The 14969-nt window shown below is 54.1% G+C and carries 14 protein-coding genes; 11 read left to right on the forward strand and 3 right to left on the reverse strand.

Annotated features, from left to right (window positions below; all coding sequences use genetic code 11):
- Positions 1–662: 662 nt before the first annotated feature.
- Entirely contained in the window at positions 663–1133 is a 471-nt protein-coding gene (locus tag DGA31_RS17830; RefSeq protein WP_109513441.1) for an FAD synthase family protein, read from the reverse strand.
- Positions 1130–2593 carry a LicD family protein gene (locus DGA31_RS17835; RefSeq protein ID WP_161959199.1) on the reverse strand — a complete coding sequence of 488 codons (1464 nt, stop codon included), beginning with the start codon at positions 2591–2593 and terminating at the stop codon, positions 1130–1132. Before DGA31_RS17835 ends, DGA31_RS17830 begins: the two co-directional genes overlap by 4 nt.
- Positions 2594–2825: 232 nt before the next feature.
- Between DGA31_RS17835 and DGA31_RS17840 the strand changes: the two genes are divergently transcribed.
- Both DGA31_RS17840 and DGA31_RS17845 read left to right on the forward strand, forming a co-directional pair.
- Positions 2826–3221 carry a hypothetical protein gene (locus DGA31_RS17840; RefSeq protein ID WP_152035054.1) on the forward strand — a complete coding sequence of 132 codons (396 nt, stop codon included), beginning with the start codon at positions 2826–2828 and terminating at the stop codon, positions 3219–3221.
- 66 nt (positions 3222–3287) lie between these two features.
- Complete coding sequence (locus tag DGA31_RS17845) at positions 3288–4544, forward strand: SGNH/GDSL hydrolase family protein (protein WP_109513444.1); 1257 nt, start codon at positions 3288–3290, stop codon at positions 4542–4544.
- Positions 4545–4900: 356 nt separating this feature from the next.
- On the opposite strand, the gene DGA31_RS17850 is transcribed toward DGA31_RS17845, so the two are convergent.
- Positions 4901–5944: a replication initiator protein A gene (locus DGA31_RS17850; RefSeq protein ID WP_161959200.1), complete on the reverse strand. Its 1044-nt coding sequence runs from the start codon at positions 5942–5944 to the stop codon at positions 4901–4903.
- 1154 nt (positions 5945–7098) lie between these two features.
- Between DGA31_RS17850 and DGA31_RS17855 the strand changes: the two genes are divergently transcribed.
- The 9 genes from DGA31_RS17855 (at position 7099) to vapC (ending at position 14513) form a co-directional block, all read left to right on the forward strand.
- The gene (locus DGA31_RS17855; protein WP_109513446.1) at positions 7099–7815 is read left to right on the forward strand and encodes a replication initiator protein A; all 717 of its coding nucleotides are present in this window, start codon (positions 7099–7101) and stop codon (positions 7813–7815) included.
- A gap of 649 nt (positions 7816–8464) precedes the next feature.
- The gene (locus DGA31_RS17860; protein WP_082481335.1) at positions 8465–8650 is read left to right on the forward strand and encodes a hypothetical protein; all 186 of its coding nucleotides are present in this window, start codon (positions 8465–8467) and stop codon (positions 8648–8650) included.
- 95 nt (positions 8651–8745) lie between these two features.
- Positions 8746–9030 (forward strand): hypothetical protein, encoded by a 285-nt coding sequence (locus DGA31_RS17865; protein WP_109513447.1) that lies wholly within the window; start codon positions 8746–8748, stop codon positions 9028–9030.
- Positions 9027–9458, forward strand: a complete 432-nt coding sequence (locus DGA31_RS17870) for a hypothetical protein (protein ID WP_109513448.1) — start codon at positions 9027–9029, stop codon at positions 9456–9458. The genes DGA31_RS17865 and DGA31_RS17870 overlap by 4 nt, the downstream gene beginning before the upstream one ends.
- A gap of 59 nt (positions 9459–9517) precedes the next feature.
- A complete protein-coding gene (locus tag DGA31_RS17875) occupies positions 9518–10333 on the forward strand; it encodes a toprim domain-containing protein (protein WP_338322869.1) in 816 nt (271 codons plus the stop codon).
- Entirely contained in the window at positions 10320–12110 is a 1791-nt protein-coding gene (locus tag DGA31_RS17880) for a DUF927 domain-containing protein (RefSeq protein ID WP_109513449.1), read from the forward strand. The genes DGA31_RS17875 and DGA31_RS17880 overlap by 14 nt, the downstream gene beginning before the upstream one ends.
- 359 nt (positions 12111–12469) lie before the next feature.
- A complete protein-coding gene (mltA, locus tag DGA31_RS17885) occupies positions 12470–13639 on the forward strand; it encodes a murein transglycosylase A (RefSeq protein ID WP_109513450.1) in 1170 nt (389 codons plus the stop codon).
- A 227-nt stretch (positions 13640–13866) separates the two neighbouring features.
- Positions 13867–14097, forward strand: coding sequence for a type II toxin-antitoxin system VapB family antitoxin (vapB, locus tag DGA31_RS17890; RefSeq protein WP_109513451.1), 231 nt, complete (start codon positions 13867–13869; stop codon positions 14095–14097).
- A complete protein-coding gene (gene vapC / locus DGA31_RS17895) occupies positions 14097–14513 on the forward strand; it encodes a type II toxin-antitoxin system tRNA(fMet)-specific endonuclease VapC (protein ID WP_056835776.1) in 417 nt (138 codons plus the stop codon). The genes vapB and vapC overlap by 1 nt, the downstream gene beginning before the upstream one ends.
- Positions 14514–14969 lie beyond the last annotated feature (456 nt).

Consider the following 14969-nt stretch of genomic DNA (forward strand, 5'->3'; position numbering starts at 1 on the left):
TCCCAACGTTCTGCAACAAGTCTTTCCATAGGAGATTTTGTGGCCTAAAAGTTATTGCCGAAGTAGTAAGCAAATGCGTTTGGTGGTGACTGTCAAGGAATATAAGCCCGCCAGATATAGAGCAGTATCTTCCGACTTCAAGTTTGGCTGGAAGTTTTGATACACTGTAACTGAACGAGCCGATACTGCAAAGTCCATGTGACGGGGGGGCACCATTACTGCCTGTATAAGGCCCGCCATAAAATCCTACTCTTTCTTCAATTCGTATAGGATGGCGAGTATCTATCTCTGTAGGAAGATTCATCCAGCCGTACTTGCTTTCAGTATTATGGCCTATATTAAAGTGCAGAAAAATCTTGGCCTGAAAAAAATTATCCGCTACGGTCCTGTTGAATATCATATCAGCCTTTCCTACATTGAGCTAAGCGAAGTTGCAGTGGTGGGCATGGGTGCAGTTTTAAATGTGTTAAATTTTGGTTTTGGCGTTTGAGGATAAGTATAAAATACGTTTGGCTCTTTAAGATTATAGGCTATCGCCATAAGGTATGTTAATTGTGATTTTTGTTTTACGGCTAGGTTTTTCTTATCCTAAATTTAAGGCGATGATTGATAGGTGGAGTTCCGCTCTATGATTTCAATCATCGCCTTTCTACGCTGTAATATTATTTCACGTCCACTGCGTCAAGTAAGGATAATGCATGCTGAAGAGTGTTTCTTATGGATAATATTTTTTCGTCTTTTGATTTTGAGATGATGTCTTTGATTTCTGTTGTAGAAATGCCTTCAGTTCTTGGCAAGTAAAGTACTTGAACAATGTCCTGCAAGTCGTCAAACTTTCCAGCCCAATCATTGCCAATAGCGAACATAGAGGCTTGATATTTTATAATATCTACTCTCTTTTGCTCCCAATGAGTTTCAGGGATGACGTAATCCACCACACTGAGTGCTTTCACCAAGCGAGCCCGATCAGCATAAGGAACAATACATTTCTTCCCTTTTAAAGCATTAAACTCATCAGTCGAAACGCCCACTATTAGGGTGTCGCACATTGCTTTTAGTTTTTCTAAAAGATTAAGATGGCCTGTGTGCAAAAGGTCGAAGGTTCCATATGTAATAAGGGTTTTTTTATTCATGATAGAGTGTAAGGCCATTCGAAGAAGGGATTTGATTGAGTCCAGTCCGCCCCGTATCTTTCAGTTAAAAAAGCTGCTGGGTTATTGGGGACGTTAAATGTTCTATCGTAAAAGGTCATTGTTTTTATTGGTAGAATATAGTCAGCACTGATTTTACGTATCTGCATTTTTTCCATATGCAGTGAGATTTCTCCGTCGGAGATAACGCCAGGAAACAGATCGACGCAAACAGAACCTTTTCCTAGAACGTGTAAGTTGTGCCCCATATTTCGCACAACGTTATAACCATGAGCCTTTAGTTTTGTGTACATATCCTCGCTGGCCGATTTTAGATCAGGGTGGCTGCTAAAAAAGCCCACGTCCAAATCATCATCATGCGGGATAAAGCCTTTATCTCGAACAGCCCCAAGTAATGTGCCGTACAATAAAGTACACGGATAACCCAGAGATGAAACAAAGTTCATCACCTCATTTGTATGCTCGAGAAGATCTGTTTTTCTTTCCAATAGATAGCTTTTACGAATTCCGTGTCGTGTCAGAATAAAAGATGATCTATTAAATAGCTTGGTCGTGTATTCATTGATTTTTTCTTGAAGCTTGAATGTCAGATCTTTAGTTGTGATGATATTTTGCATGAATAGGAAATTTGACAGGACTCGATCTTTTGATAGGGCGGCAGCAATATAAGCGCTCAGAATCTCTAGATCGTACTCGTCTGCTGGGCTATCGCCATAGTAATCAAGTACTGAGAAAAGACACATGTCATCTTCTAGGAACTTGTGTATGAGTTCGCTTCTCAAAATGCCTGTCATAGTTCTCTTTATTTGCAGGCGATTAGCAGCGATACTATTACTGTCTAAGCTTTCTAGGAAGCTTTTTGGAAACCACTTATTCATCGAGTTGTAAATGGCTATGTAGCTTTCGGTATTAGCATTCTGCCAAAGTAATTCCCAAGCGCCATCTACAAGAAGTTCGAGTCTAAGATTTTTATTACGCTTTGACCATCGGTCCGCTCGGTTCAATACCTTGATTTTTGAAACGGCCAATTCTGTATTGAAGAGAATTTCGACATAAGGAGCAACTTCTTTTTCAGTATGAATTTCTCCGTGATGATTACCTTGGATGTAGTCAGCACCAAATCTTGTATGGTTTCCATTAAATACGCTGCTCATTCTGATCGAGCAGTTTTGTTTATTTGTTCCTAAAGGTGCTCCGCTTTCAGAAAAAAGCATAAACTTAGAAAAGTTTAAAAACTCTGGAGCGCTAGAGCATATTGAAAATCTAACACCCTGAATCGCCTTGTTAATATCTAATTCAAGGCACATTTCTGTGTTAGAACCAAAGAATATGGCACCAGGGAATAACTCTTTGAACAGGCTATTAATTTTCAAGAGGCTATATCCTTTGCTCTTTTTGATGTGTTGACGGTTCGAAATGACTGGAGATGAACGAGGCGTCATGAGCTGACTCATGCTTTGCCCTATGAGCATGGTCGAGCGTGTTTTGCGACGTGTGAACCCACCGCAGGGCCGTTAACAAATGTACCTTCACCTAGGTCGACGCCTCGTGATACTAAAATTGTCACAACATCCTAATATAGTGAAGGCGGTGCCGTCCAAGCCTTTGATTTAGTGAGTGCAACGCACCCTGAATATTGCTGGAATTGTCAGTGTCGAATGACGCGCTTTTCGTATGGATAAGCTGGAATCGAGAAAAAATCGATCAAATTCGCACCGGCTATCGGAAAATTTCTACTGTCATGCTGCGCAGGCTGTACCTGATGCGCGCCTGTGGAAATTCGCCATGGGTAATCGCTGCAGCCATCATAAAGCCTCCCCCGGCACCGATCGTTTTGGTGGAGTCGACGAACCCCTATACGAAGACTGCGCTCTCTCGCACCCAAACCGAGCAGGTACTGACTGGTTTTGCAGCCGCTCAGGCAAGCGAGTTTGCAGCTTTGAAAAGCCAGGTTGGGCAGGAGTTTTTGATCAGATCACGCTCGAAGAGCCCTTGTTAATCCAAGGGTTGATGAAAAAGGTTGGAGATGTAGTGGGGGGCGTCGAGGAGAAAATTTGCGCGTATAGCTGATACCTGTACTGTGTGATGCCCTACGGCAACGTACCGCTATGACTTCGGAGTGAGGCACTTGAAGTAATGGACATTGGTCTAGAAAATGCTGCTCAAGTGGCTGATATTGCAGGCTCTGCTGTCAGCGACAGCAAACCCCGGTTTATTCCCGTGCTTTTTGATGAGCGCGGTGATGTGGCCTTGTGGCTTGAAGGTGGAAAGCTGTCTGCCTTGGGGATAAGCGAGTCGTTGAAAGCCACGCTTGGACTTAGACGCGCGTACGCACCCGCGAATAAGCCGGTCGCGTCTACTCTGCCTGCCGCTACTGACGGGCTCTCACTTCATGCTTGGCGCTCTCGCTTGGCTAAGATCAAGACAGGTAGCGGGCAGGCCAAGGTGCTACTTACGGGTGACAGTTGGACTGAGTTCGTAGCCATCCCTCAGCAACTTGCGACTTTGCTGCACGACCAGTTTGGTAAAGCAGGTGAGGGTTGGCTCAGCGTTAATGGAACTTACATGCTCGATGGTGTCATGCTGACAAAAGCGGGCTGGACTGTTTATGACGCCTCCACTGGGGCAATCCCGGCCTACGGCACTGGTGTAGACGGGATGTATATAACGGCCGAAACCACTACCGCGACCCTAACAATCGGCAATGCGAAGGCCACAAACTACGACATCTACTATCGCAAGCATGGCGGCACATTTCGCTGGCGGGTCGACGGCGGGATATGGACTACGGTGACAGCCGACACCTCTGGCAGACTGGGTAAGGTCAGCATCACGGGCCTAGCTGACGCGTTGCACAATCTTGAGATCGATACTGTCGGGAACAGCCGTACTGTGGTTCTTGATGGTTTCAGGGCCTATAGTCCAGCAACCGTCGGTGTTGAGCTCCTTAAGGCTGGTAATGCAGGCCTAGACAGTGAACAATTTTCGCGCTTTGCTGGCAATATTAACTCGATCGCTGTCGACTTCGCACCGGACGTGGTCGTAGTAATGCTGAGCACCAACGATTATCGGCGTACCTCTCCGACTGTTGAGAAATACATTGCCGGACTGACAGCGTTGGTCGCCCAATACCGCACAGCCTCGCCAAATACCGGGTTTATCTTCATTGCGCCGGCAGACTCAAATGGTGTCGCTATTCGTCCGCTGACGGACTACCGCGATGCGCTCTATGCCTTCTGTATCAACAATGGACATGAGTTCTACAATATGCACGATCAGTGGGGATCTTTCGCGGAAATGAAAGCTCTCGGTATGTGGGTGGATGATCTGCATCTGAGCAAAAAAGGAGCTCACGCTTTGACGTCTAGTTTGCTTTCCAGATTCCTGTTTTGAGGTATCTACATTACAACTGTATTTAAACGTCAATGAATTCAACCTGTCAGGCTCCGGTTATCTCAATATCCGCGATTTCGTGGCGCCTTAGCTTCCGTATACTTCCGGCTTGGTAGGTAAGCATGAATCCTTCAGATTGGGTAGTTACTGAATTGTTACGCTTAGGATAATAGGTACTTTGACGCAGATGCAAAACATCGTGGTTATTTATGAAGCTTTGTTAATTTCGAGGAAAAAATTTAAGGCTGCTTTCACCCATGAATATTCGGCTCTATTTACGAAATATCGCTAAAAGCTGTAAATTATTCACTCCCCTTGCAGTGGTGCGATGCAATACTATCGAGTTGTCAGCTTTCTCAGCTAGCCCATTTTTCTGCCTGCGACCTATGCACAATCCGCAGCACTGACCCCATTTTCCCCTCTTCTTCAGCCAGATCGTATTCAGGCAGACACTTGGAGCTGATGACCTTGCGTACCAGGCGGGAGAACTCCTTGAGCGTACCTGTGCTGCCGCTGTGCTCGTACAAGGTGTCGAAACCCCACACGGCCATGTTCTTGCCTGCTGACTTGCGTGCCAGTCGATACACGAACCGGCCGACGCCCTGACTGATTGTGAAATAATCCGGGTGAACCGTGAGTACCTCAGGCTTTTGACACTTGGTGATTTCTTCGTACATCCAATTGGCTATTTCAATTTCAACATACTCAATAGCCTCGGTTTCGCTGTCGTTAACGACATTGAAAAAAGAGATCAGGCTTTCACCGTTGGTGTGGGTCGTTACACCACGAGTACGCTGTATCAGTACATGCGTGGTGCTTAACCTGACCAAAGCATCTAGAAATTTTTCTGTCTGGCTTCCACCCTTGCCCTTCTTGCAGAACCTCAATACATCGTCAACTCGGGGGCGAAATAATCGACCCGGCTTTTCGCCTTTGCCTGCGCGGTGCTGGTTCATAGCCTCGTTCAGGTGAGAGATGGCCATTAGAACAATGTCATAGTCCCACACAGAGGCCATGCCATGAACACCTGAGGAAACTCGTATATAACCATTGGGCAAATGATAGTTAATTATCGAGTTGGCGCGGTCTTCTCTTTTTGATAAACGAAACAAGGCATATTCCATGGTCCCCAAATTGTCACGTGGGCTGACATCGTAGGGCAAGGGGAGAAAGATACAGGTAGGTACTTCACAAACAGGCTTCTTCGCTGAGGGAGGGCTGGAAGTGGCAGCGCCCACCTTACGCTTGGTGGTAGAGGGCAGTTTGACCTTGGCTGGTGCGCGTTGGGTCGGTACAGCCGTGGGGCTGCCTGCGGTTTCATCAGCCACTTTCAGCTGGTCTGGCTGTCCCTTTCTGGCCTTGATGGCGTCCAGACGCCGAGCGTGTTTGTTGAGTGGCATTGGGACATTCCCATGATCGGTGAGCATGCTGCGGCATTACGGGGCGGCGTGGAATGCTAAGGGTTTTGTTAATACGAGAAAATCAGACAACAGCACCAGTTGTCATAGGACTGATGAGTAATAGTGAGAAATTTTTCCTTGGTGGTATGTAGGACATATCCTTAGTGAAGTGTTAACCGATGGCATGAAGCGGCATGCCCATTTTCAAACTGACCCGACCAAATACGAAGTCGAGTGCCGGCCGTTTGCGCGCGTCACACGCGTTTTTAGTTTTAATATAGTTTTAATATAGTTATAGGCCGTGTGGATAACCCGTGTAGCCCTTGTTTTCCAAGGCGTGGCGGGCTGAATAAGCCTGTGGATGGGTGTGCAAAGTACAGGTTTTGGTGTGTAAAGTACCGATTTCGGTGTGCAATGTACCGATTTCAATACGCAATCCAGTGATGAAAAGGCACGTCCGCGCCGTCGACACGTCGGTCACTGCGTTAACGCAGATTGTTCGTTTGTGGATAAATGGTCCAAGCCTTTTGTAGGCAAGGCTTAGTGGCTTCCAAAACCCTGTGGATGGGTGTGTAAAGTACAGAATTGGCCGGCCTGATCAGTGTGTTTCGCTTGCTGCTTATCGCTGGCCATATTCATGCGGTGTGTAAAGTACAGAAAATACCGTTTCAAGCTGTTTTTCTTACCGCTTTCTGGCTACGAAACCCCGTATTTGCTGGGTTTTCCAAATTTTTGACCGCACATTTCATGTACTTTACACACCGCCCTGCAGGCCGCTGCATCAGCCACCAACGCCGTGTTTTCGCAGCCCCATGGATGGGTGATTTACGCCTTCCCCCATGCTTTCACCCGCTTCATAACCCCCACGGTCTTCCGAAGGCCTGTAAATACGGGGTTTCGGCCAGTCCTTGAGACGGCTTTGCGTAAATTACCCATCGCTTGCGCTGCTTGGCTTTGCCGGCATTCCGGCAGAGCCCCCTCCCACTGGGCTGGGCGGGTAATCTCCTACACGCTCCAGGAAGAAATATCCCGTAATTCACACACACGTCCTGCAACACGCGTTGCCGCGCTCTGATTTTTTCTTACCGTACAAGCGCCTACCATCGTGCGCTGCCCGTTCTTGCTGGCATGTTTTTCACGATGGAAGCTTTGCCATGCCGACCGACGAGCGACTTCGCCCGCTTTACCTGAGACACCCCTTGCCGATGGACCCGACTGTGCCGCACGAGCCGACCGAGCGCTCGGCTGGCCATCAGCCGCTGCAGCCTGTGGAAGCCGGGTATTGGTTGCACGAGCCGTTGCTCTACGACGATGACATCGACGGCGTGCCGATCACTTACGTCATGGGCGCCAATTACCATCCGCCGATGGAGTACCTGGCCGAGAGGTTTCTGTCCAGGGCGCCTCTGGGCCTTACCACGCCGATCCGGTTCACGCTGAATGATGGTTACCTTGAGCTGTCAGCCGGGTTTCATGGCATGGCTCTGGTCGAGGACTACGCCATCGTGAAACTGGCGCGCTCATGCTTGACCGAGGCAACAAGGACGTATCGCAAGGACTGCGGCGAGCGGCCCGCGCAGACTGTGGTGATGCCTCTGGAGGTCGTGCTGGACCTTTACCGCCAGAACCACGGCGATTACGCCGACAACGCGCTGAGCAACGCCTTGCAGCGCCTGAGCACGACGTTTCTGAAGACTGAGCGCAAGTTTATGAGCAAGCGGGTGCCGCAGACGGTTGTGCTTCATGCGAGCCTGATCAAGGCGTTCAGGGTGACGCGTTGCCCGCAGACCAAAGACATCCTGTGCCTGGAGATCCAGGTGGCTGACCAGATGTACAGGGATGTTGTGGGGACGATGGGCAGGAGGTCGTAAGCGCTTATAGTCAGAAAGGTGTTTGTGTTCACACCTGTTCCTGCTTTTTTTATTACGTGGGTACGCCGCAAAGCCCCGTACTTGCTGGTTGTTCGCAGCGTTCTCACTGTTCCCGTGGCGTTCAGGTTCCTGTGAATGATGCTTTCAGATCTGGACGTTCTGACCTCAGAGATCCTTCTCATGAAATGTGCCTGTGATTTCAAAACGGCGGGAACATTGGGAATGCAAGGAAAAGCCAATGTTTACGGGGAATTGGCATGTGTTCGTCATTCCCGTCACGATTTTGTTGGGTACAGTTGGCGAGGCTCCGACTCAACACGAACAGCCCTACACCTGCAGGCCCGTTTTCAGACAGCCTGAATACGGCTGGCCCGGTTGCACGTCATGGTGATGCCCGGTATGGTTTCCGCCAAGCCATGGTAAATCCCATGGCCGGGTGTGGAAGCCCGAATAGACAGAGGCGCAACAGCGCCCAGACCACGACTGAGAGCGCTTTTTTTGCGTCTGAGGTTTCGTGCTATGGCGGCTGTGCGTTGGAGGCTTCGGCCTGCCGGTTTCCTTTGTCACCGGTCTTCCACACCTTCGCACAGCTGCCACCCTTCATGTGGAAGTGAAGCCAGCAGCTCTATCTGACGAAGGAGCTACATCAATGCCTACCCATAGTCCGTCCAGAATCCGTGCTTTTGCTCATCGCCGCATGGCCCTGAGTGCACTGCACGCCGATTCATCCCTTGCTACACGCCTGGCCCGCTACAACCGCCACATGGCCCGCGCTCGCGCCTTTGAACAGGCCGAGGGGACTCAGCCATGCCCGGATTGCGTCGTCTCGACCTGACCGGCTGCCCCTGAGCAAAACGGGATCGCGGTCACCCTGGCGGGTGGCTGCGATAGTGATCTGAATTCCAGGGCCACAAGGCCGGCGGAACACTCATGAAAAATCAAAACGGCGCACTGGCGCCAACAGGACCGGCTTGCCTGAAAAAAGCCATCGAACTGTTTTTTATCGTTCATCCCAAGGTCGCCAAGCCGTTGCTTGGACCGTTCCTGACCCGTGCGGATGCCGAATGCGCACGGGTTGTCATTCGCAGCGCTGGCGCTGCTGTCGAGGCCCGTCAGGTCTTTGCGGTTGACGATTTCATTCGCGGGCATGCCGTTAACAATGGGTGGGTGTGCCGGGCCTTGCTGGGTATTGCTACTCAATGGAGGCGGGCATGAACGACTCTTCGAAACGCCTCACTCTCGATCATCTGCCCAGACTGTCACCGCGTCCGGCGCAGGCTACCGACCACACCGGCAAACAGCGCGGCAAGATGACCGCCATTGCCTGGGTACGCGCCAGTCATTCAGGCAAGGGCACCGTATGGCTGTGCCGTTGCGCCTGTGGCTTGTACGAATACCGTCGGCCCGGCACTTGGTTGAGCAAGCCGTTTCCTGAAGACATGTGCACGGTGTGCCAGCGCGCCCAAGGCCCTAATGCCCGGCAAACGGCCCCCGTGCGCTTCCAGCAATGGATTGATGGCCTGCACAGTCTCGGCCTGACCGATGAGGAAATCGCCCGTATTCAGGCCCTCAAGACCAAGGTAGAAACCCGAGGCAAGACGGCCGCCGAAATCCGCGAGCAGATCGCCAGGGGTGAGGCATGAAGGTCGAGACCCTGCTGTTTCGTGAGGCCCTGCAATCGGCCTATGGCGTGCTCGACTGAGTGCCGATCGGCGATGGCGAGATCCATCGCTTTCATGTGCCGGGTGACAAGCCGGGGCGGCTCAATGGGTGGTACGTGTTGTTTGTCGACACGATTGCGTCGGGTGCATTCGGCAGCTGGAAGGCTGGCGGTACGCATACCTGGTGCAGCCGGCAACCGCATACTCGCCAAGAGACCGAGCAGGTGCGCCAGCACATCGAGCAGGCGCGCATGCGACGGGAGGTCGAGCGTGTGCGCGGCCAGAAACAGGCCGCCGAGTTGGCGCGAAACTGGTGGCGCAGGGCACAGCCTGCCGATCCTGGACATGCTTATCTGGTGGCGAAACAGGTCAGGGCCTACACCCTGCGCCAACGTGGGGATGAGCTGCTGGTGCCTTTGTACGAGTATGGCCATCTGGTCAATCTGCAGCGTATCGGCGCTGACGGTCGCAAGCGCTTTTTGCGTGGCGGCAAGGTGCAGCGCAGTTACTCGCCGCTGGGCACGGTAAAGCCTGACAAACCCCTGTGCATCTGCGAAGGCTGGGCCACGGCGGCCACGTTGCACCATAGCGGCTATGCGGTGGCTGCGGCGATGAATGCGGGCAACCTCAAGCCCGTGGCGCAGGCCTTGCGGATGCGGTATCCCCATCTGCAGATCATCATCGCCGGCGACGATGATCGACAGACCGAGGGCAACCCGGGCCGCACCCTGGCCAATGCCGCTGCGGTGGCGGCGTTCGCAGGGGTCGCCTTTCCGGACTGGCCCGCCGAGGCGCCACTGACCCTGACCGACTACAACGACCTGGTGGCTTGGAGGCGTGCGCATGGACGTGCCTGAACAGACTTTCATCAGTTTGCATCCTGATGTTCCGGTGATCGCGCCTGAACGGCCTTGCTGGGCTGTATATGAACATTGGGTCAGTAATGAAAAGGGCCGGCGTCTGCGGCCCGGTGTGTACTGGCATGGCTACAAACGCATGCTTGGCGACGAGGAATCAGGCTGTGAGCAGAGTTTGCCTATCGTCGATGAGTGGGTGTCGACCCCTGTAACGGTGGTGACCCGTACTACCAACAGTGATGACGGCAGCCATGGGCGCTTGCTGCGTCTACTGACCGATGATGGACCCAAGGAGCTAATCATCGCCATGGAGGCGTTCGGTGGGAGCGGCGAAGAGATTCGACGGCAACTCTTCCACATGGGCGCCATTATTCTCATGAAGAAGCGTGGCCAGTTCATGGATTACTTGCTGGAGCAAAGGCCTGTCGAAGCCTTCGCGACCACAAGCCGACCGGGCTGGCATGAGTCCGGCGCTTTCGTACTGCCTGGCCTTACCCTTGGCAGCGACAAGGTGCGTTATCAAAGCAATCCTGCAACTCAGGTGCTGTTCAACCGTCGTGGCAGCCTGGATGGATGGCAAGTCGAAGTCGCCACCCGATGCGCAGGCAATCCGGTGCTGACACTGGCCATCGGCTGCGCTTTGGCAGGTCCGCTGCTGAGCCTTGTGGGTGTCTTGGGTGGCGGCGTGCATCTGGTGGGCGACAGCTCCAGTGGCAAGTCGCTGGTGCAGTTGATCGGCTCGTCGGTCTGGGGCGATCCGGGGGTGTTTGCGGCGTCCTGGGACATGACCAAGGGCGGGCTGGAAATCGAAGCCTCCAGCCGCAATGACACCATGCTGCCGCTGGACGAGATCAAGCGTGCCGACCCCAAGCGCATACAGGAAATGGCTTACAGCCTCGCCAATGGCCAAGGCAAAGGCACCATGACCCGCGACCGTGAAGCGCGGGGCAAATTGAGTTGGCGCCTGTTGGCGCTGTCCAGTGGCGAGCGTTCCTTGTCCATGCATGCGGCCATCAGCGGCAACAGCGCTCATGCCGGGGCCGAGTTGCGCATGGTCGACGTCAACGCCGGCACCCGCACGCACCGCGCCTTCGATGAACTGCACGGGCTGGCGGGGGCTGACTTTCATCGGGCGCTGACTGTGGCCGTCAGCAAGCATCATGGTCATCTTGGGCCCGCGTTCGTCGAGTGTCTGCTGGCCAGTGATGATCGGGCCGGGTTGCTGCAGGAGTTCGCCAGTGTTCGTGCCCGCTTTGTCGAAGACAACGCCCAGGCCGGTCGGGTGGCGGATCGCTTCGCCGTGATCGCGCTGGCGGCGGAAATGGCAATCGCCTACCACCTGTTGCCCTGGACGCCGGGCAGCGCTCTGGATCATTGCCGATTGCTCTATGGCGAATGGCTGGCCCAGATCGGTAGCGGAAACGCCGAAGACCGCCAGATCCTCGCCAGCCTCTCGGACTTCATCGACAAACATGGCAGCAGCCGCTTTTCATGCATCAAGCACGACACCACCGACCTCAAGGTGCATAACCGTGCCGGCTACTGGGAGGTGACGGGCGAGCGGCGGTTGTACCTGTTCAACAAGCCGGCGCTGATCGAGGCGGGTAATGGCCATGCGTTGAGCCGCATCATCAAGGCGCTGGAAGGCGTGGGCGGCCTGGCCAAGCGCGACAGCGACCGCAAGCGGCACACCAAGAAGTATCGGCTGCCGGGGGGCGGTTCGGCCGGGCTTTATGTGATTGATCCGGAGGCTATCAACGGCGAAAGCACGCGATGAGAAAACATCGGACTGTGGGAGGCGGCTTGCCGGCGATGGCGATGGGACAGGCGCAGCAGGTGTGTTGGGCTTGCTGGCCTCATCGTCGGATCGCCGCCCGGGGCAGAGCCCCCTCCCACTGGATTGATGTCGCCCAAGGTCTCGGGTCTGGCATCAGACTGTGGGAGGCAGCTTGCTGGCGATGGCTATGTGACAGGCGCAGCAGGTGTGTTCTGCATGCATCAGACGCTTGCAGGATAGACCTCGATAAAAGCCGATACAGGTCACGGCCTGGCCAATGGTTACCTTTGACCGACAATCACTTGCCCCTCACGCCACATCCGCCACAATGGGCGCTTTTTAGTTAGGACTGCCCGCCGATGCCTGTCTTTTTTACTCCTTGGCGCAAAGCCCTGGTCATTTCGTCGCTGGTGTTGCTGGCCGCGTGCGACAACACGGATAACACCGCCAAGCCCACGCCACCGGTCAAGCCGGCCGAGCCGCACACCACGTACCGGCAGGCCGGCTGGGACGAGCTGCCGGCGGTGGCGGATGCCGACCTGCAGGCCGGTTTCGGTGCATGGCGCAGCGCCTGCACGCGGCTCAAGGCGGATCCGGTGTGGGGCGCGCCCTGTACGGCGGCAGCCAGTCTGGCGCCGGCGCCTGAGGCGATGGCGATCCGCAGCTTTTTGCAGGCCAACCTGCAGGTCTACAGCTTGCGTGCCGAGGGCGGCAGCGCCGATGGCTTGATCACCGGTTATTACGAGCCGGTCTACCCCGGCAGCCTGACCCGCACCGAGCAGGCCACGGTGCCGGTGTACGGCATTCCCGAGGACCTGGTGGTGGTCAACCTCGACAGCCTGTACCCCGAGCTCAAGGGCAAGCGCCTGCGTGGCCGGCTTGATGGGCGGGTGCTGAGGCCTTATGACGATGCCGCGACCATCAACGCCCAAGGCCTGCAAGCGCCGGTGATTGCCTGGCTGACCGACCCGATGGATTTGCAGTTCTTGCAAATTCAGGGGTCGGGCCGGGTGAGCCTGCCGGATGGCTCGCAGGCGCGTCTGGCGTATGCCGACCAGAACGGTCACCCGTACCGCGCCATTGGCCGCTGGCTGGTGGAGCAGGGGGCCTTGAAGAAAGAAGAGGTCACCATGGGCACCATCGCCGGTTGGGCCAAGGCCAACCCGCAGCGGGTGCCGGAGCTGCTGGCGAGTAATCCCAGCTATGTGTTTTTCACCCGGAATCCGGACAGCAACGAAGGTCCGCGTGGCTCGCTGAACGTGCCGTTGACCGACGGTTATAGCGTGGCCATCGACCGCAAGGTGATTCCGCTGGGCAGCCTGCTGTGGCTGTCGACCACCCGCCCGGACGGCACGCCGCTGGTGCGCCCGGTGGCCGCGCAGGACACCGGCGGGGCGATTGCCGGTGAAGTGCGTGCCGACCTGTTCTGGGGCACCGGTGACGCCGCCGGGCACCTGGCCGGCGACATGAAGCAGAAAGGTAATGTGTGGCTGCTGTGGCCCAAGGGCACGGCATTGCCGGCGCAGTAGGCACGGACTCGATCGCGGGCAGATCGGGTCGCCGATCTGCCCCTTCTACAGGATTGATGTCGCCCAAGGTCTCGTGCCTGGCACCGGACTGTGGGAGGCGGCTTGCCGGCGATGGCTATTGTGTTGTTTTGATGAAGGGCCACGTTTTGTCAATGTCAGAAGGTTGGTTGTAGCCATGTGAAGGCCTATCATGGGATATACAAGTGACATATCCCAAGAGGTGTTCCATGGAGCAAGGTGCTGTTTTTCAGAGCAACCGTAGCCAGGCAATCCGCTTGCCAAAGGCGGCAGCGCTTCCCGATGATGTCAAACGGGTCGATGTCGTGGCGATTGGCAGGACACGAATCATTACCCCGGCGGGCGAGTCCTGGGACAGTTGGTTTGATCAGGAGGGTGTTACTGGCGATTTCATGACTCATCGGGAGCAACCTTGCGATCAGGAGCGCGAGTCGTTCTAATGATCAAGTACATGCTCGATACCAATATTTGTATTTTTACCATCAAGAACCGCCCTGAGTCGGTCCGCGACCTGTTCAAGCGGCACCACGGTCAAATGTGCATCAGCACGATAACGTTGATGGAGCTCATGTACGGCGCAGAAAAGTCTTCAAGGCCTGAACGTAATATGGCAGACGTTGAAGGGTTCACGGCCCGTCTTGAAGTGTTCTCCTATGACGTGAATGCAGCTGCGCATACCGGCCAGCTTCGTGCCGAGCTGGCAAAGGCAGGAGCGCCGATCGGACCTTATGATCAAATGATTGCCGGTCATGCGCGTGCTGAAGCGCTGATTCTGGTTACCAACAATCTTCGCGAGTTTGAACGAGTACCGGGTTTGCGAATTGAAGACTGGGTGACAGCCAAGGGTGAGTCATAGCCGGTCTGCACTTCTCTGCCTGCGAAAGGCTGGAATCATGACCATCGCGGGCAGATCGGGGCGCCGACCGGCCCCTTCCACAGGATTGATGTCGCCCAGGACCTCGTGCCTGGCACCGGACTGTGGGAGGCAGCTCTGCTGGCGATGGCTATGTGACAGACGCAGCAGGTGTGTGGGTCTTGCTGGTCTTTCCCACAAGTGCTGCAGCGAAAGGCCAGAAGGTCAATAATTTGGCGTTTTTTAAACGTCTACTCAATATAAAACCAATCATCACATAATATTGACAGTGGCAGTTTGATGCCACACTATGTCTCTTATGACGAACGGTATTACACAATCATGACAGGCCTGTTTTAACGCTGGTCAGCCGATAAGCATCCTCCGTATCATGCGCGCACTCTAGTTATAAGCCCGCTTGCCGATAGCACGGGTAATCGCTTAATCCACTCGTCTTCT

The organism is Pseudomonas ovata (assembly GCF_003131185.1).
Taxonomy (GTDB): domain Bacteria; phylum Pseudomonadota; class Gammaproteobacteria; order Pseudomonadales; family Pseudomonadaceae; genus Aquipseudomonas; species Aquipseudomonas ovata.